Origin of the sequence: Agromyces sp. NPDC060279 (assembly GCF_042726785.1) — a bacterium.
GTDB lineage: Bacteria > Actinomycetota > Actinomycetes > Actinomycetales > Microbacteriaceae > Agromyces.
The window spans coordinates 12,364-30,181 of sequence record NZ_JBHXBK010000010.1 but is presented as its reverse complement, the minus strand read 5'-3'; the positions used below and the strand labels follow the sequence as shown (position 1 = coordinate 30,181).

At 74.2% G+C, this 17,818-nt stretch carries 10 protein-coding genes and 2 tRNA genes; 8 read left to right on the top strand and 4 right to left on the bottom strand.

Annotation, left to right across the window (positions count from 1 at the left end):
• The first annotated feature begins 214 nt into the window (after positions 1-214).
• The 3 genes from ACFWE1_RS17430 to ACFWE1_RS17420 all read left to right on the top strand — a co-directional run bounded on the left by ACFWE1_RS17430 (position 215) and on the right by ACFWE1_RS17420 (position 830).
• Positions 215-286 (top strand) — tRNA-Thr (locus ACFWE1_RS17430).
• Between the two features lie 30 nt (positions 287-316).
• Positions 317-393, top strand: a tRNA-Met gene (locus ACFWE1_RS17425).
• A gap of 290 nt (positions 394-683) precedes the next feature.
• The gene (locus tag ACFWE1_RS17420; RefSeq protein WP_243569395.1) at positions 684-830 is read left to right on the top strand and encodes a hypothetical protein; all 147 of its coding nucleotides are present in this window, start codon (positions 684-686) and stop codon (positions 828-830) included.
• A gap of 7 nt (positions 831-837) precedes the next feature.
• Here the strand turns inward: ACFWE1_RS17420 and ACFWE1_RS17415 are convergent, their stop codons facing one another.
• The 3 genes from ACFWE1_RS17415 to ACFWE1_RS17405 all read right to left on the bottom strand — a co-directional run bounded on the left by ACFWE1_RS17415 (position 838) and on the right by ACFWE1_RS17405 (position 4,061).
• A complete protein-coding gene (locus ACFWE1_RS17415) occupies positions 838-1,401 on the bottom strand; it encodes a GIY-YIG nuclease family protein (RefSeq protein ID WP_376934751.1) in 564 nt (187 codons plus the stop codon).
• A gap of 50 nt (positions 1,402-1,451) precedes the next feature.
• A complete protein-coding gene (locus ACFWE1_RS17410; protein ID WP_376934750.1) occupies positions 1,452-2,999 on the bottom strand; it encodes a glycosyltransferase in 1,548 nt (515 codons plus the stop codon).
• A gap of 69 nt (positions 3,000-3,068) precedes the next feature.
• The gene (locus tag ACFWE1_RS17405) at positions 3,069-4,061 is read right to left on the bottom strand and encodes an endonuclease/exonuclease/phosphatase family protein (protein ID WP_376934749.1); all 993 of its coding nucleotides are present in this window, start codon (positions 4,059-4,061) and stop codon (positions 3,069-3,071) included.
• An 88-nt stretch (positions 4,062-4,149) separates the two neighbouring features.
• On the opposite strand from ACFWE1_RS17405, the gene ACFWE1_RS17400 reads away from it, so the two are divergent.
• From ACFWE1_RS17400 to ACFWE1_RS17385, 4 genes are all read left to right on the top strand, one after another.
• Positions 4,150-6,045, top strand: coding sequence for a DEAD/DEAH box helicase (locus ACFWE1_RS17400; protein WP_376934748.1), 1,896 nt, complete (start codon positions 4,150-4,152; stop codon positions 6,043-6,045).
• A gap of 387 nt (positions 6,046-6,432) precedes the next feature.
• Entirely contained in the window at positions 6,433-7,824 is a 1,392-nt protein-coding gene (locus ACFWE1_RS17395; protein WP_376934747.1) for an NtaA/DmoA family FMN-dependent monooxygenase, read from the top strand.
• Positions 7,825-7,924: 100 nt separating this feature from the next.
• Positions 7,925-9,253, top strand: a complete 1,329-nt coding sequence (locus tag ACFWE1_RS17390; RefSeq protein ID WP_376934746.1) for an aminotransferase class V-fold PLP-dependent enzyme — start codon at positions 7,925-7,927, stop codon at positions 9,251-9,253.
• A gap of 76 nt (positions 9,254-9,329) precedes the next feature.
• Positions 9,330-9,821: an FBP domain-containing protein gene (locus ACFWE1_RS17385; protein ID WP_376934745.1), complete on the top strand. Its 492-nt coding sequence runs from the start codon at positions 9,330-9,332 to the stop codon at positions 9,819-9,821.
• A gap of 31 nt (positions 9,822-9,852) precedes the next feature.
• Here the strand turns inward: ACFWE1_RS17385 and ACFWE1_RS17380 are convergent, their stop codons facing one another.
• On the bottom strand, positions 9,853-10,614 hold the full coding sequence (locus ACFWE1_RS17380) for an SGNH/GDSL hydrolase family protein (RefSeq protein ID WP_376934744.1): 762 nt from the start codon (positions 10,612-10,614) through the stop codon (positions 9,853-9,855).
• A gap of 114 nt (positions 10,615-10,728) precedes the next feature.
• On the opposite strand from ACFWE1_RS17380, the gene ACFWE1_RS17375 reads away from it, so the two are divergent.
• Entirely contained in the window at positions 10,729-17,736 is a 7,008-nt protein-coding gene (locus tag ACFWE1_RS17375; protein WP_376934743.1) for a DUF5979 domain-containing protein, read from the top strand.
• Positions 17,737-17,818 lie beyond the last annotated feature (82 nt).

Sequence of the window (17,818 nt, the reverse complement as noted above, 5' to 3'; positions counted from 1 at the left end):
CGGTGATGCCCGCGAGATCGCCCATGCCGTCACCGTTCGCGTCCGCGAAACTGCGCGGGTAGATCTGGTAGATCACGGCCGTCCGCCACCACTCGCTCGTCATAGCGCTCACTGTACGCGACGGGTCCGACGGGCTTGTTCGCGACGGCCGTCCTCGATTCGGCGGTGAGCCGCCGAGGTGCTATCCTCGAACGGTTGCCGAACGCGGCGACGCGCCCCGATAGCTCAGTGGTAGAGCACTTCCATGGTAAGGAAGGGGTCGTCAGTTCAATCCTGACTCGGGGCTCTGGTTCCCGGCTTCGGCCGGAGGCCTTGCGGCGGGGTAGCTCAGGTGGTTAGAGCACACGGCTCATAATCGTGGTGTCGCGGGTTCGAGTCCCGCCCTCGCTACCAAAAAGCCCGGAACTCATCGAGTTCCGGGCTTTCTCGTTCGGGCGGGATGTTCGAGATGCCCCTCGCGTCCTCGCTGTCAACCCCTATCGTGCAGCGCCCGCACGGGGTGGAATGAAGCTGTCGCACTAGGGAGCGATCAACGCACGGAATGGGGTGGCCCGGGGAACGGTGTGAGACCGTGAACCGGGCCTTTTCCGTACCCGCGTCCGTGCCCGCGTCCGTGTCGCTGCGGGTCGTCGCGGGTCGCCGAGGGGGTGCGCTCGTCGGAGGCGCGACGTACGGTCGAAGACATGAAGGTCACGATCATCGCGACGAACCCGGCCTCGGGCGAGGCGGTCGTCGTCGAGGCCGACGGCGCCGACGAGCAGACGGCGACGGCCGCGGCGAAGGCGCAGATCCCGGAGGGGTGGAAGGCCGTCAGCATCCGCCGGGTGTGACCCGGCCTCAGGCGAACGCGGTCGCGCGGGCCGCCACCCACTCGTCGTACTGCGCCCACGGATCGTCGACGCCGAGGGCGAGCGCGGCGATATGCGCGTCGAGCGCGGCCGTGCGCTCGAACCACTCGGTGCCCGGGATGCGCGAGGCCGCGAACTGCTCGTGCCGGCGGCGCTCGCTCGCTCGGCCGCCGGGTTCGAGTGCGAGCAGCTCGTCGTGCGGGAGCGCGGCGACGCGGGCGCGCAGCCGTCCGCTCGTGCCGATCTTGACGCGGTCGTCGTAGCGCAGGTAGTAGACGACCTCGACGATGGGGGCGCCGAATTCCCGGTCGGGCACGTCGCCGGCGCGCCAGCCGCAGCGCTCGCACAGCGTGCCGCCCGGATACCGCAGGCCGACGCGGCCCCCGCAGGCGAGGCAGGGCGAGAGCAGCAGGCCGCGCGCGCCGAACTCGCCCTCGGCCCAGTCGAGTGCGACGGCGAGGTGGCCCGTGCAGAGCGCGAGCGGCGCACCGGGCGCCGCCGGGTTCGGGCAGGGGGCGCCCGAGGCATCCGTCAGCGCGCAGCGGTCGTCCACGTCTGCACCGTACGCCGCACCGGCGACATCGATACCGCGGATGCCTCGGCTCAGCGCCGCGAGCGGACGGGGCGGAGCACGGCGCGCAGCACCGGGCCGAGCGGCGAGCGCGACACGGCGCGGCGCAGCCGCTGCGCGCGGGAGGGCGGCGCCGCGCGCCGCCGCTCGAGGGCGCGCTCGAACTCGAGCGCCCACTTCGCGACGACCCGGTCCTCGTCGAAGTCTCGGGCGGCCTGCATGGCGCGACGGCGCATCGCCGACACGCGGGCGGCGGGCATCGCCTCCAGCCGCTGCACGGCCCGGGCGAGCCCGGCGACGTCGCCCTCCGGGACGAGGAAGCCGTTCCGCCCGTCGCGGATCAGGTCGGCGGGGCCGTAGCGGATGTCGTAGGCGATCGGCAGGCACCCGGCCGCCATGCTCTCGACGAGGACGAGCGGGAACCCTTCCGAGCGCGAGCTCAGCAGCATGAAGGAGGCCCCGTCGAGGTGCTGCCTCGCCGACGGGTCGTAGCCGTGCAGCACCACGCCCGGCGCGTCGGCGGCGAGCGCCTCGACCTCGGCGCGGCACTCCCCGTCGCCGTACACGTCGAGCCGCACGGGCGTCGCCCGTCCCGCGTTCGCGATGGCCATCGCGCGCACCGCGTCCTGCACCCGCTTGCGGCGGGTGAGGGCGGCGAGCACCACGCCGCCGGCGCGCGGGCGCACGATCGTCGGTGCGGCGTCGGCCCGGGCGGGGCGCGCGTTGGAGATGACGACCACGTTGGGCCGGGCGCCGACGAGCTCGGCGACCTCCTGCGCCTGGCGCTTCGACAGCAGGGCGACGAGGTCGAACTCGTCGATCCGGTCGAAGACCTCCCGCCGGGAGGCGCGGACCGGATGCGTCTCGCCGCCGCCCGAGCGGTGCGAGGCGTGCACGACGTGTGCCGTGACGACGTGCTTGCGCCGGTAGCCGAGCACGAACGGGGCGATCGTCTTGCTGTCGACGATCATGAAGCTGCGTTCACCGGCGGTGAGCGCGTCGAGCCAGGCGGTGTAGAGGTGCCAGATGCGCGCCCACGAGCGCACCGGCTCGCCGTGCGCATCGCAGAGCACGACCGAGCGGCCGCCGAGCACGCCGCGCTCCTTCGTGTCGCGGCGGTCGCTCAGCAGCAGCGTGCCGTCGGCGCGGAAGTGGTCGATCTGCAGCAGCCGACCGGACTCGTCGTGCCGGAGCCGCGCCATCACGCGGTCGCCGCGGCGCAGCAGTTCGTCGGCGTCCATCTCGCCGAGCGGGGTGAAGGCGTCGCGGTCGAGGCGGAGCGAGCCGCCCGGCAGCGGCTGCTCACGCAGCCACTCGTAGAGATTCTGCAGCCGCACGCCGTCGGCGAGCGCGCCGCGGGCGCGGAGGCCCGCCGCGAGACCCGGCACGTCGGGATGGGCGTCGAAGGTCAGCACGTCGACCGGGGTGCCCGCGAGCCGCGCGAAGGAGGCGCAGCGGGCGAGCATCGCCTGGGTCATGCCGCCGTAGTCGCTCGGAATCGCCCACGTCACCGCGAACTGCCGCCCCCGCGGCATCCGCACCTGCGGCGCCGTCTGCGCCGCCATCCCCCGATCGATCATGGGACGACGGTAACGGGGGAGCCTTGGCGCCGGCTGGGCGGCGGCTGTGCGGCGCGACCCCGGCCGCGCTCAGTAGCGCAGCGTTGTGAGCACCGCGAGGTGATCGCTCGCGCCGGCCGGCAGCACCGTGTTCTCGACCGGGGTCAGCCCGCGCTGGAAGAGATGGTCGATGCGGGCGACCGGGAACGCCGCCGGCCAGGTGAAGCCGAAGGACGGCTCGGACTGCCCCGGTTCGCTCAGCGTGCGCCGGATGCTCGCGAGCGCGGGATCGGTCGACGCCGCGTTGAAGTCGCCGAGCGCGACCACGCGCTCGTTCTCGTCGCGGTCGATGACGGCGGCGAGCTCGTCGAGCATGGTGTCGCGGTCGGACTGGGCGCCGGGCCGCAGCGAGGCGGCGTGCACGACGTAGACGCTGACGAGCCCCGCGGGCGCCGAGATGTCGACCGTGAGCGCCCGGTTCCAGCCGAGGCCGAGCTCGAGCGGCCGGGCGTTGGAGATGGGGGAGGTGCTCCAGATGCCGACGGTGCCCACCGCATAGGAGTACGGATGGCTCGCCTCGAGCGCGGCATCCGCCTGCTCCCTGGCGTCGCCCTCCAGCTCGGTGAGGGCGATGACGTCGGCGCCCGCCTCGACGAGGGTGGTCGCCGAGTCGGCCGCCGTGCCCGAGAGGGCCTCGACGTTCTGACTGGCGAAGACGAGCTCGGCCGGCGCGTCCGCAGCGTCCGCCGCCGCCGCGTCGCCCCCGCCGTCCGGCGCGGGCAGCCAGGCGAAGGAAGGGCCGACCGCGAAGGCCCAGGCGATCGTGGGCACGAGGGCGACCAGCCAGATCCGGCCGCGCACCGCGATCGCGGCGACGAGCAGCGGCACCAGCAGGAGCCCGAGCCAGGGCAGCGCGGTCGACACCGCCGAACCGACGAAGCCGGGCACGAGGCCGAGCAGCACGACCGCCGTGAACGCGAGCGCCAGCACCGCGACGGCGCGGCGGCGGCCGACCCCGCGCCGTGCGCCGCGGGCAGGGGCGGCGGCCGACGTGGCTGAGGGCGGGGGGAGCGTGCGCGTCATAGTCGAGAACGGCCGTGGGGACCAGGCTTCGACCGTAGCGCTTCGAGCTGCACAGGCGCTGAACATCCTGCGAGGACTACCCTGGAGCGTGACCTCAGACGACTTCCCGACGCCCGACCCGGCCGACGCAGCACCCCCCGCCGCGCCGGCCTCGCCCTCCGGCTTCGCCGCGCTCGGCCTCGACGGCCCCGTGCTCGCCGCGCTCGACGACGTCGGCTACGAGACGCCCTCCGCCATCCAGGCCGCCACCATCCCGCTGCTCCTCGAGGGCCGCGACGTCGTCGGCCTCGCCCAGACCGGCACCGGCAAGACCGCGGCGTTCGCGCTGCCCATCCTCGCCCGCCTCGACCTCGACGTGCGCGAGCCGCAGGCGCTCGTGCTCGCCCCGACCCGCGAGCTCGCGCTGCAGGTCTGCGAGGCCTTCGAGCGCTACGCCGCGCACCTGCCCGGCGTGCACATCCTGCCGGTCTACGGCGGGCAGGGCTACGGCGTGCAGCTCTCGGCCCTCCGCCGCGGTGTCCACGTCGTCGTCGGCACGCCCGGCCGCATCATGGACCACCTCGACCGTGGCACGCTCGACCTCTCCGGCATCCGCTACCTCGTGCTCGACGAGGCCGACGAGATGCTGCGCATGGGCTTCGCCGAGGACGTCGAGTCGATCCTCGCCGACACGCCCGACGACAAGCAGGTGGCGCTGTTCTCCGCCACGATGCCGGCGATGATCCGACGGATGTCGCAGCAGTACCTGCACGACCCGGAGGAGGTGCGCGTCGCCGGCAAGACGCAGACCTCGGCGAACATCACCCAGCGCCACCTCGTCGTCTCGCACGCGCAGAAGCTCGACGCCCTCACCCGCATCCTCGAGGTCGAGAACTTCGAGGGCATGATCGTCTTCGTCCGCACGAAGAACGCCACCGAGGAGCTCGCCGAGAAGCTGCGCGCCCGCGGCTTCTCCGCCGCCGCGATCAACGGCGACCTCGCCCAGGCGCAGCGGGAGCGCACGGTCGAGCAGCTGAAGTCGGGCGCGCTCGACATCCTGGTGGCGACGGATGTCGCGGCCCGCGGCCTCGACGTCGACCGCATCAGCCACGTCGTGAACTACGACATCCCGACCGACTCCGAGCCGTACGTGCACCGCATCGGCCGCACTGGCCGCGCCGGGCGCTCGGGCGACGCGATCAGCTTCGTGACGCCGCGCGAGCGGGGCCTCCTCGCCCGCATCGAGAAGGCGACGCGCCAGCCGATCGCGCAGATGCCGCTGCCGAGCGTCGACGAGGTGAACGAGACCCGGCTCACCCGCTTCGACGACCGCATCACCGCGGCGCTCGACGAGACGAGCCGCATCGAGGCGTTCCGCGACATCATCGCCCACTACGTGCGGCACCACGACGTGCCCGAGGTCGACGTGGCCGCCGCGCTCGCCGTGGTCGGTCAGGGCGAGGAGCCGCTGCTGCTCGAGCCCGACCCCGAGCCCCGCTTCGAGCGCGGGCGGCGCGACGAGGAGCGGCGCGGCCGGCAGCGCGACGGCGACGAGCGCGGCCGCGAGCGCCGCGACCGCGACGATCGCGACGGCGGCCGGGAGCGGCCCGAGCGCCGTCGCCGCGGCGACGCCGGGGAGCTGCAGAGCTACCGCATCGCGGTCGGCCGCCGGCACCGCGTCGAGCCGCGGCAGATCGTCGGCGCGCTCGCGAACGAGGGCGGCCTGCGCCGCGAGGACTTCGGGCGCATCCAGATCCGGGGCGACTTCTCGCTCGTGGAGCTGCCCGCCGAGCTGCCGCGCGACGTGCTCGACCGGCTCGAGGGCACCCGCATCTCGGGGCGGCTGATCGAGCTGCGGCCCGACCGCGGCGGCCCGCAGCGCTTCGACCGCGACGGGGATCGAGGCCGCCGGCGCGACGACGACCGCGGTTCGCGGCGCGACGACGAGCGGAGCGGACCGCCCGCCCGCAAGCCGCGCCACAGCGCCCGCCGCCGCGAGGACTGAGCCGCCGCCCGCCGCAGAACCCCGAGTTGCCCGACTTTCATGAACGTCGGGCAACTCGGGGTTGGGGGAGTCGTGCGGGGCCGGGGCGCCGAGGCTGGGAGCCCCCGGGCTCGGAGCCCGGGGGTCGCCGCCGGAGCAGGCTCTCGCGGCGAACGGGCGCCCAGGATCGGGGGATCCGCTGCGCACCCGCCTCGACTGTGAGACGGCCCGCACCGCCGAACATGACGCCGCGGTTCCTGCGAATCCGCTGAGCGCCGGCGTCGGCTGTGTGGCCGCGTGTTGCGCCGTCTTACCCCGTGCGTCGGCGGGGGCTCGCGAGCCTCGCCGCCCCCGCCTACCGTCGTCGGGACGGGCCCGATCCGGGCGCGGGACCGGGGGAGGCGCAGCATGACGAGGCTCATCATCGGCGCCATGGTGCGCGCGCTCGGCGCCTACCCCTCCGGCTGGCGCTACCCGGGCGCGCACCGCGATCCGCGCGGCGACGCCGGGGTGCTCCGGCTGACGGCCCGGCTCGCCGAGCGCGCCCGCCTCGACCACCTCTTCTTCGGCGACTGGCTCTCGACCGGGCCCGAGCTCGCGCACCGCGACCCGTACCTGCTCGCCCGCATCGACCCGCTCTCGGCCGTCGCGCACCTCGCGGCCGTCACCGAGCGCATCGGGCTCGTCGCCACGGTCGACTCGAGCTACGCCGACCCCTACTCGGTCGCCAGGGCGACGGCCTCGATCGATCTGCTCTCGGGCGGGCGGGTCGGGCTGAACCTCGTCACGACCGCCGACGCCAGGGCGGCCGGCAATCACGGCCTCGACGCCGAGCGGGTGCACCCGAGCCGCTACGAGCGGGCGGTCGAGTTCGAGACAGTGCTGAAGCGGCTCTGGGACTCCTTCGACGACGACGCGATCGTCGCGGATGCCTCGACCGGCGACTTCCTCGACCCGGACGGCGTGCACGAGGCGCGCTTCCGCGGCACGCATCTGCGGGTCGACGGAGCGTTGAACGCCGTGCGCCCCGTGCAGGGGCATCCGCCCATCATCCGCTCCGGGGCCTCGCCGGCCTCCCGGCTCATCGCCGCCCGCAGCGCCGACCTCGCCCTTGTCGCGGCGGACGACCTCGCCCACGCCGTCGCGGTGCGCGAGGAGCTGCGCGCGCTCGCCTTCGAGTCCGGCCGCGACGACCGCACGCTGAAGGTCATCGCTCCGGTGCTGCCGATCGTCGCCGAGACGCGGGCGGGCGCGCAGGCCATCGCCGACGAGCTCTCGGAGCTCGTCCGGCTCGTCGAGGACTGGCCCGACGGGCCGCCGCCCGGCTTCCCCGCCGAGCGCTCGCTCGCGAGCCTCTCGCCGCTCGTGGGCGTCGACCTGCAGGGCGTGTCCCCGGACCTCGCCGTCACGCCCGCGATCGCCGCGCAGTTCGGCCAGGCCGGGCAGCAGCTCGTCGAGATCGTCGCGGAGCGCACCGGCCGCACGCCGGGCGGTTTCCGTCCGCCGACGCTGCGGCACCTCGTCGTCGCGGCGGCCGTGACGGCGCCGATCATCGTCGGCACCGCCGACGACGTCGCGACCGAGTTCGAGGCCTGGGGCGAGGCCGGCGCGGTCGACGGCTTCAACGTGCTGTCCGCGGTGCAGCCGTCCCAGTTCGAAGCGTTCACCTCGCTCGTCGCGCCCGAACTGCAGCGCCGCGGGCTGTTGCCGCGCGCCTACGAGGGGACCACGCTGCGCGAGCACCTCGGCCTCGGCCGCCCCGGCAGCGTGCACACCGCGCTCGGCGCGCTGCACGGCTGAGCCGCGGCGGATGCCGGGACGCATGACGCCGTGTGACGCCGCGTTCCGGTGTGTGACCGGGGCGCTGGCGGGCTCCGCCCGGCGGTCGTAGCGTCGCCGCATGACTGGAGCGAGCACGGTGGCGGAACGGAAGGCGCGGGCGACGGAGACCGCGCTGATGCCGCTCGCCGAGCTCGCCGACCGGGGGCTCGTCGTCCCCGTGCTCGGCGGCGACCGGGTGCCGCACACGAACCTCGATCTCGCCGCCTCCGCGCCGCCGCTCGTCGCGGTGGCCCAGCACGTCGCCGAGATCACCCCGTGGTACTCGAGCGTGCACCGCGGCACCGGCTACGCCTCCGAGCTCGCGACGGAGCTCGTCGAGGGCTCCCGGGCGGCCGTCGCCCGGCACGTTGGGGCCCGCGAGGAGGACGTCGTCGTGTTCACCCGCAACACGACCGACGCGCTCAATCTGCTGGCGAGCGCGGTCCCGGGCGACGTGGTCGTGCTCGACCTCGAGCACCACGCGAACCTGCTGCCCTGGCGGAGCCGCCGCGTCGTCGTCGCGCAGCCGAGCATCGAGGGCACGCTGCTCGCGCTCGAGGCGGAGCTCGCCCGATGTCCCGCCGCCCTCCTCGCCGTCACCGGCGCGTCGAACGTGACGGGGGAGCTGCTGCCCATCGCCCGGCTCGCCGAGCTCGCCCACGCGCACGGCGCCCGGATCGCCGTGGATGCCGCGCAGCTCCTGCCGCACCGGCGCATCTCCCTCGCCGAGTCCGGCGCCGACTACCTCGCCTTCTCCGGGCACAAGGCCTACGCGCCGTACGGCGCCGGCGCCCTCGTCGGCCGGGCCGACTGGCTCGGCGCCGCGGCCCCCTACCTCGCTGGCGGCGGTGCGGTCGCCGACGTCTCGCTCGACGCCGTCTCCTGGCGGACCGGGCCCGAGCGGCACGAGGCCGGCACGCCGAACGTGCTCGGCGCGGCGGCGATCGCCGCGGCGCTCGCCGAGTTCGAGCGCCTGGGCGAGCCGGCGCGCGAGGCGCACGAGTCGGCGCTCGCCGCGCGTCTGGGCGCGGGCATCGACGGGCTCGCCGGGGTTCGCCGGATCCGGGCCTTCGACGACGCTCCCGAGGCGCTCGGCATCGTCACCCTGGAGCTCGAGCGCGGCTCGGTCGGGCTCCTCGCGGCCGCGCTCTCCGCCGAGCACGGCGTCTCGGTGCGGGCCGGCCGCTTCTGCGCCCACCCGCTCTTCGACCGCGTCGCGAGCCGCTCGAACGGGCTGCGGGCGAGCGTCGGGCTCGGCACGGGCGAGGCCGAGATCGACCGCTTCCTCGCCGCCCTCGAGCAGCTCGTCGCCGAGGGCCCGCGGGCGACGTACCGCCGGACCCCGGAGGGCTGGAAGCCGGTCTCCGACGACCGGCCGCGCCCCGCCCTGCTGCACCGAGCAAGCTGAACGCGCCGCCCAGGGGCCTCGCTGGGCAGCCGGCCGCCGCCACCGGGCGTAGGGTGGCTGGGTCGGAGGGAGAGGCATGCGCGCGCTCAGCGAGGCGGAGATCCGCGGCTCGTTCGTCAACGCCACGCCGGCCGAGCTCGAGCAGTTCGAGCTGCCGATCGAGGTGCTCGTCGCCGAGTGGGAACGGCTCGACGCGCTCGCCTGGCGCGACCGCTCGAACCGGCGGCTCGGCTACCTCGTGACGCTCCTCGACGAGGAGCCCGTGGGGATCGTGCTGCGCGCGGCCGAGACGACGATGTCCCGCCATCGCGCGGCGATCTGCAACCTCTGCCACACGCAGCAGCCGGCCGACCAGGTGACGCTCTTCTCGGCGCGGCGGGCGGGCCCGGCGGGGGCGAAGGGCGACTCGCTCGGCAGTTACCTCTGCGCCGACCTCTCCTGCCAGGAGAACGTGCGCCTGCACGCGCCGCTCGCGCCCGCGGAGGTCCGCGACGGCTGGCAGGCGCTGCGCCGCATCGAGGGCCTCGCGCGGCGCACCAGGGACTTCGTCGCGAACGTGCGCGGCTGAGGCATCCGCAGGCTGAGCCGCTCAGCCCCGCCTAGGGCAGCGAGAAGGGCTCGAGCACGGGCCGCTTCGCCGTCCGACCGTCGCCGGAGCTGCGCCCGGTGAGGCGCCGGCCGATCCACGGCAGCACGAACTCGCGGTAGTACGCCGCCGTGTTGCGGCTGCGCGGGCCGGCCGGCGCCGCGGCGACCTCCTCGACACCCCACTCGGCGGGCACGGGCACGCCGAGCGCGGTGAGCACGTTGCTCGCGACGCGCGCGTGGCCGAGCGAGTTCAGGTGCAGCTTGTCGGGGGACCAGTACCGGATGTCGCGGAGGCCGCGATCGGAGAAATTGTCGACGAAGGTCACGCCGTCGAGCTCGCCCACGTCGGCGAGCGCACGGGTGAGCCGGGCGCCGCGCGAGTCCATCATGCGGCCCATCGGCAGGTGGTCGCTGGGGTTCGCGCCGCTCAGCATGAGCACATGGACCCCCGCGGCGCGGATGCGCAGCACGGCCTCGCGGAAGCGCTCGGCGACGGCCGCCTCGTCCATCCGCGGCCGCATGATGTCGTTGCCGCCGCCGTTGAAGCTGATCAGCTCGGGGCGGAGCCGGATGGCCGCCTCCACCTGTTCCTCGATGATCGGGCCGAGCTTGCGGCCGCGGATGGCGAGGTTGGCGTAGCGGACGGGTTCGCGCGCGTGGGCGGCGAGCCCGAGGGCGACGAAATCGGCCCAGCCGCGCACCGAGCCGTCGGGCAGCTCGTCGCCGACGCCTTCGGTGAAGCTGTCGCCGATGGCGGCGTAGCTCGTGTACATGCCTCCACGGTACTCGCCGAACCCTCGACAGCGGACCCGCTGCTCCGGTTGAATGAGCGAGGGCGCCGCTGGCCGGCGAAGACCGGCTGGCCGCCTCGGCGTGGAGGGGGAGTCATGGCCGTGTCACGACGCATCCGGAGGATCCTGTCTGGCGGGATCGCCATCGCGGTGGGCGCGGCGCTCGCCGTGCCGCTCGGGGCCATGCCCGCGCAGGCCGCGCCGACCAGCGTGCTCGAGGTGCGCAAGCAGGCCTCCGTCACCGAGGTGCGGCCCGGCGACACCTTCAGCTACACGGTGCAGGTGTCCTGCTCCTCGATCACCGACACGGGGTGCGAGGGCGCGACGCTGAGCGACGCCGTGCCCGCCCCCTTCGTGCCGGTCTCCGCCGCCGTGAGCGGCGCGACGGCGCAGACCCCGACGATCGACGGCAGCGACGTGGAGGTCGTCTTCGCGCAGGACCTCGGCGACGGCCGGCTCGGCCTCCTCGACAACACCACCGCGACCGTCACGATCACCGTGCAGGCACCCGACCCCATGCCGTACGACCTCAACGGGCAGCCGATCACGAACACCGCGACCGCGAGCGCGACGAACGCCGACGAGGCCCAGGGCAGCATCGCCGTCACCCCGGTGGTCGACCTCGAACTCGCCACCGAGGCCACCAAGACCATCGAGCCGGCCTCGGCCGTCGCCGCGCCGGGCACCGAGCTCACCGCCGTGCTCGGCGGCACGAACACCTCGAACGGCTCGGTCGACCGGCTCGTCATCAGCGACCCCGCAGACCCCGGCCAGTCAGGCGCCTTCGACCTCCTCGACCTGCAGTCCGTCGACGCGGTCACGTACCCGGAGGGCGCGGACACCGCCGTGCTCTCCTACTGGGACCCCGCCACCTCGAGCTGGGTGCCCGGCCCGCCCGTTACCGCGCCCGCGCTGCCCACCCCGCCGCCCGCCCCCGCGGCGGCCGACGCCGGCGGCTTCCGCGTCGAGTTCACGAACTCCTCGGGCGAGGCCACCATCCCGCCCGGCGCCCAGGCCGGGGTGACCGCGACGCTCGTGCAGGGCGACGCCGTCGACGGGCTCGCCGAGCCCACCACCGTGCAGAACACCGCGGCCAGCGAGGTCGGCCGCGGCGACGACGCCGAGCGCGGCACCGCGAGCGACGACTACCGCATCGTGCTCGACCCCGTCGTCGTCGACGTCGAGAAGGCCTTCGACCCGGCCGAGGTGCTGCCCGGCGAGCCGAGCGAGGTCGGCATCGTCGCAAAGAACAGCGGAGAGACCGAGCTCGACCGGATGACCGTGACCGAACCCGCTACGGGCGACTTCACGAGCGACGCCGCCTTCGACGGCTTCACGGCGCCCATCGGCTGGCCGGCCGGCGCGGATGCCGCGACCCTCGTCTACCGCTACGACGACGGCACCACGAGCCCCGTCTACGACCTCGAGGAGGGCGTCGACCCGCCCGCGCCGGACCCCGCGAAGACCGTCGCCGGCTTCACTGTGGAGTACACCGGCACCATCACGGAGGGTGCCGAAGCCGGCATCCGTTTCGGCGTCGCGACCGACCCCTCGCTCGTCGGGCCGCTGACGATCCCGAACACCGTGGGCGTCGAGGGCGAGTCCGGCGGCGCCACCGCCACCGACGAGGACACCGCCGAGCTCACGATCCTCGAGAAGCTCCTCGTGCTCGAGACGACGAAGAAGATCAACCCCGGCAGCATCCCCTCGGTCGCCGGCGAGCTCGCGACCGTGCAGCTGCCGACGCAGCTGCTGAAGCCCGAGTCGACGACCGCGGCGACGCAGATCGTCGTGCAGGACCCCGAGACCATCCCCGACCCCGGCTGGTGGAACAGCTTCGACGTCGTCGCGATCACGAAGACCGACATCCCGCCGGGCGCGACGCTCACCGTGAGCTACTGGAGCGTGTCCGAGCAGCAGTGGGTCGTGTTCGACGGCGCCGACCACGTGACCACGCCGAACCCGTTCTCGATGACGGTGCCGCCCGAGCTCCGCGACGACATCGGCGGCCTGCGGTTCCAGTTCGACGACCCGAACGGCTTCCCGCCGGGCACCACGGTGCAGCCAAACTTCACGAGCGCCCTGCGCGATCAGCTGCGCGACGGCTCGGGGCCCGCGTCGGGCGGCGACCAGCCGGTGCCGAACTGCGCCTCCGCCGGAGCGACCGCCCCCGGGGTCGATCCCGCCGAGACGACGACGCCCGACCCGTGCCCGAGCATCGACTTGATCCCCGGCGAGGGCGGCACGGGCGACCTCATCGACAAGGAGTGGATCGACCCCGTCCCGCCCGTCGTGATCGCCCGCAGCGGCGAGCAGGCCACGGCCCGGCTGCACTGGTCGACCGGCGGCTACTCGAACCTCGACCAGGTGATCGTCGCCGACACCGCCGACCCGCCGGCCGACGACGCCGCGGTCGCGGCATCCGTGTTCCAGGCCTTCGACCTCGTCGAGATCCCCGAGATCACCGCGGACCCCTGGCTGCAGTACGACCGGGTGGCCGCCGTGCAGCTCTGGAACGGCTCCGCCTGGGTGCCCACCGAGACGAACCCGTGCGCGGGCGACGCCTGCGCCGGCGTCTTCCCCGGCTACCGGCTGAGCGACGCCGAGCGCGCCTCGACCACGGGCGTGCGCCTCGTGTTCGAGGAGTACCCGGAGCCGCGCGAGGCAGCCGACGCCCCCATCGACGCCCCGTTGCCCGGCACCGGCGTCGCCCGCTCGAGCGGCAACGACCGCGCCCTCGACCTCGTCTTCGAGCTGCGCGACCTCGCCCGCGTGCCGTCGAGCGATCCCGACCCGGTGCTCGGCTCCCGCTTCTACAACACCGATACCGCGGGCGACGTGAACAACACCGCCTCGGCGACCGGCTACGTCGACGAGGAGCAGGTCATCCGCGACACCGCGGCCGACGTCATCTCGATCATCGACCGGCCCCTCAACACCGCGGTCACGAAGGGCTGGTCGGGCGGACCCATCGGCATCCCACCGGCCGGCACCGCGCCCGAGGATTACCCGAGCGGACGGGTGACGATCATCGGCACGAACGCGACCGTCGCCCAGGTGAACACGCTGAGCGTGAGCGACCCCTCGCCCGCCCAGACCGGGCCGAGCGCCTTCGATGCCTTCGACCTGCGCCGGATCGTCAGCATCTCGGTGCCGGGCGGCACGGTCACCGCGACCGTGCAGCTGACCCGGGCCGGCGGGGCCGTCGACGAGGTCAGCATCGCGACCGCGACCGGCATGTCGGCGACCGAGCTCGCCGACGTGGTCGGCATCGCCGTCGTGCACGAGGGCCGCATCGCCTCGGGCGCCGACACCCGGCTCGTCATGGACCTGCGGCTCCGCGCCACGCACCGCGACGGCGGCGCCCCGGTCACGGCGGCCGACTCGCCCGTGCACAACGTCGCGCAGAGCGCCGTCGAGGACCTCGGCGGCGTGAACGACCAGCACCGCGTGACCGATGACGACGACGCGCAGATGCGGCTCGTCGCGCTCGAGATCGGCGTCATCGCCGGCAAGAGCTTCTCGCCGCAGGCGCAGGTCGAGGCGGACCGCGACCCGATCATGATGAACCTCACGGCCCGGCCGACGGGCTCCGCCCGCGCGTCCGAGCTCGTCGTCACCGACGACGAGGCGACGTTCTGGAACGCCTTCGACTTCGTCGACTTCGGTCCGATGTTCACCCTCACCTCGCCGATCACGCGGGTGCAGGTGGATGCCTTCACGGGCGCCACCTTCACGGCGGAGCCCGACGGCTCGCTCACCCGCACCGGCGGCAGCTGGGTGACGGGGAGCCCCGGCACCACCCCGCAGCTGCCCGCCACCGTGCAGCCCGAGGACGTGCAGGGCCTCCGCTTCACCTTCAGCCGCGCCGACGGCGCGCAGTGGGAGAACCCGGCGAACCCGCTCCAGCAGATGCCGCTCTTCGTGCAGCGGCGGCTCGAGTTCCGCAGCGGCGGCGACGTGCGCACCGACCTCGTGATCGACGGCAACACGCCGGCGCCGGGGGAGACCGAGCTCGGCACCTTCACGAACCGGGTGGAGGCGACCGCGAACTCCTTCCTCGAGAACGGCTCGGGCGACCCGCTCTACACGAAGAGCGACGACGCCGAGGCGCAGGCCCGCTACCTGCACTACGAGACCTCGGTCGTCGTCACCAAGGGGCCGCGCGGCGTGCAGGATCCGGGCGCGGCGATCCCGTTCACGCTCGAGGTGCTGAACAGCGGCACCGGGCCGATCTCGAACCCCGTGATCGTCGACCGCATCCCGATGCAGGACGGCGAGCCGCTGCTCGTCTTCGACCCCGAGCTCTCCGGCTCGCCGTACGCGTACACGCTGGCCGGCGACGCCCCGGACCCGGCGAACGGCTCGCCCATGCCGACCGACCCCGACGACGTCACCACGACGGTCGCGGCCGACGGCAGCACGATCGAGTTCCGCTTCCCCGACGGCACCGTGCTCGAACCCGGCCAGACGTACACGATCACCGTGATGCTCATGTTCCGCCCCGGCGTCTCCGCCGGCCAGGAGATCACGAACGCCGTCGACGTCACCGCCGACCGGCCCTTCGACTTCTGCGAGGGCACCGCCGGGCCGCACGAGGACTGCTCCGACACCACGGTCGTGTACCCCGCGAACGTCGGGGCGCTGCGCGCCGCGAAGTTCGTGAAGGCCGACGACGGGCTCGGCGTGCAGAACGTCGACGACCCCTCGGCGAGCGCCGCCTGCGCGCCGGCCGTCGCCGACTTCTACCGCGCGCCGTGCGTGCCGGTGACGAAGCCCGGGACGACGGAGACCTGGCTCGTCGCGGGCCAGAACACGGGCACGATCCCGGCCGACCGGGTCATCTCGATCGACCGGCTGCCGACGCCCGGCGACTCGGGCGCGTACGTCAGCCTGCCGCGCGGCTCCGAGTGGACGCCGCTCTGGGTCGGCAACGTCACGCCGCAGTCCGTCGGCGGATCGCGGATCCCGGACTCGTTCACGGTCTACGGCACGACCGCCGCCGACCCGTGCACGGTCGAGCTGAGCTCGCCGGGTGCGACGTGCCCGCCGGGCGCGTGGGTGCCGATCGACTCGCTCGACCCGGCGACGGTGACGAGCATCAAGGTCGAGTTCCTGTTCACGAGCGCGCAGCTGCAGCCCGGCGAGGAGGTCGACTTCACCTTCCAGACCCGCAGCCCCGCGGTCTCGCCGACGGCCGGGCCCGACACGATCGCCTGGAACACCGCGGCGATGGGCGGCAGCTCGGGCACGGGGAGCGTGCTGCCGAGCGAGGGCCGCCGCGTCGGCGTCGCCCTCGCGACCGGACCGCTCGAGGTCGTGAAGCGGGTGAGCGGCGACGGTGCGGCGTTCGCGCCGGACGAGTTCCAGGTGCGGCTCACGTGCACTTCGGCGATCGGCACGCCCGTCGAGACGGTGCTGCCGCCGATCGAGCTGACCCTCGTCGCCGACGAGGTGCAGACCGTCGAGGACCTGCCGTGGGGTGCCGAGTGCGAGCTCAGCGAGGTGCCGGGCGCGAACGGGGAGACGAGCTCCTCGTCGACCACCGCCGTCGTCGGCCGCGACACCGACCCCGTCGGCCTCGTCGAGCTCGAGAACGTCTACGAGCTCGCCGGCTTCGCGCTCGAGAAGCAGGTCACGAGCGCCGCGGTCGACGAGCACGGCGAGCCGGTCGCCTACGGTCCCTTCGCCTTCGAGGTGAGCTGCAGCTACCTCGGCGAGGACGTCGTCGCCGACGGCTACCCGGCCGGGCAGCCGATGGCGGTCGTGCTGGCCGACGGCGAGCGGGTCGAACTCACCGGGCTCCCCGCGGGCGCGCAGTGCGCCGTCGAGGAGACCGACGACAAGGGCGCCGCGAGCACGACGCTCACGGTGACGGTGGGCGACGGCGCCCCCGAGACCGGACCGGGCCCGCGGGTCGACGTCAGTCTCACCCCGCTCGACGGCGGCGAGCCCACCGTGCAGGTGGTCGCCGACAACGTCTTCGACACGGCTGGCGTCGTCATCGAGAAGGCGAGCGTCGGCCCCGGCGCCGAGGACTTCGGTCAGGGCCCGTTCACGCTGCACCTCGAGTGCGTGCTCTCGGACGACTCCGGCATCCGCACCGTCTGGGACGGCGACCTCGTGCTGCCGACGCCCGAGGGCGAGTGGACGACCGAGGTCGACGGGCTCGCCGCCGGCGCGTCCTGCACCGTGACCGAGCCCGACCCGGGCCTCGCCGACGAGGTCGCGATCTCGCCGGACGGCCCGTTCCTGGTCGGCGGGCAGCAGCCCGTCGAGGTGACGGTGACGAACACCTTCCTCGCCGGCTCGCTGCACGTCGTGAAGGAGCGCACGGGCGACGGCGCCGAGCGCTACGGGGCCGGGCCGTTCACGGTCTCGCTCGCCTGCACGGTCCCGCTCGACGGCGGGCCGGTGCCGGTCGACATCCCGGGCGGCCCCGAGCGGGTGCTGAACGCGGCGAACAGCTACGAGGCCGACTACGAGCCGCTGCCGGCCCGGGCCGAGTGCGAGCTCAGCGAGCCGGGCACCGGCGGGGCGAACGAGGTGCGGATCACCGACGAGGACGGCGAACCGGGCGGGACCTTCGTCGTCGAGCCCGGCGTCGAGCGCAGCTTCACCGTGACGAACGTCTTCGAGCTCGGCTCGATCGAGGTCGTGAAGACCGTCACCGGCTCGGGCGCGGCGGCCGCTGCCGACCGCAGCTTCACGGTGCAGCTCACCTGCGTCCGCGACGACGGCGGCGAGGGCGTGCAGATCGAGATCCCGGGCGGGGCGACCCGCACGCTCTCGAAGGCGAGCTCGCTCACGACGGTGTACGAGGAACTGCCGACGGGCGCGGCCTGCGAGCTCGTCGAGACGGATGCCGCGGGCGCCGCCCGCACGACGCTCACCCCGCACGCGGACGACCCGCGCACGGCCTCGGTGATCGTCGGCTCGGGCGACGTGGTGCGGATCGACGTGGTGAACGAGTTCGACGCGGCGCCGCCGATGGCTCGCACCGGCGTCGACCCGCTGCCGATCGCACTCGTCGCGGGAGGCATCCTGCTCGCCGGAGGCGCCGTGCTCGCGATCGTGCTGATCCGCCGCCGTCGCCAGCGCTAGCCGCCGCGCAGTTCCGCCCGTTCACCCCAGGGTTGTCCGAACTTTCCTCCAAGCGGGGACCCCCCTACCCCACCCACCGTGC

Bases quoted from the DNA above. Each gene is read 5' to 3' on its own strand.
- ACFWE1_RS17375 (WP_376934743.1), top strand. From the start codon at position 10,729: ATGGCCGTGTCACGACGCATCCGGAGGATCCTGTCTGGCGGGATCGCC.
- ACFWE1_RS17405 (WP_376934749.1), bottom strand. From the start codon at position 4,061: ATGACGCGCACGCTCCCCCCGCCCTCAGCCACGTCGGCCGCCGCCCCT.
- ACFWE1_RS17390 (WP_376934746.1), top strand. From the start codon at position 7,925: ATGACTGGAGCGAGCACGGTGGCGGAACGGAAGGCGCGGGCGACGGAG.
- ACFWE1_RS17380 (WP_376934744.1), bottom strand. From the start codon at position 10,614: ATGTACACGAGCTACGCCGCCATCGGCGACAGCTTCACCGAAGGCGTC.
- ACFWE1_RS17410 (WP_376934750.1), bottom strand. From the start codon at position 2,999: ATGATCGATCGGGGGATGGCGGCGCAGACGGCGCCGCAGGTGCGGATG.
- ACFWE1_RS17385 (WP_376934745.1), top strand. From the start codon at position 9,330: ATGCGCGCGCTCAGCGAGGCGGAGATCCGCGGCTCGTTCGTCAACGCC.
- ACFWE1_RS17395 (WP_376934747.1), top strand. From the start codon at position 6,433: ATGACGAGGCTCATCATCGGCGCCATGGTGCGCGCGCTCGGCGCCTAC.
- ACFWE1_RS17420 (WP_243569395.1), top strand. From the start codon at position 684: ATGAAGGTCACGATCATCGCGACGAACCCGGCCTCGGGCGAGGCGGTC.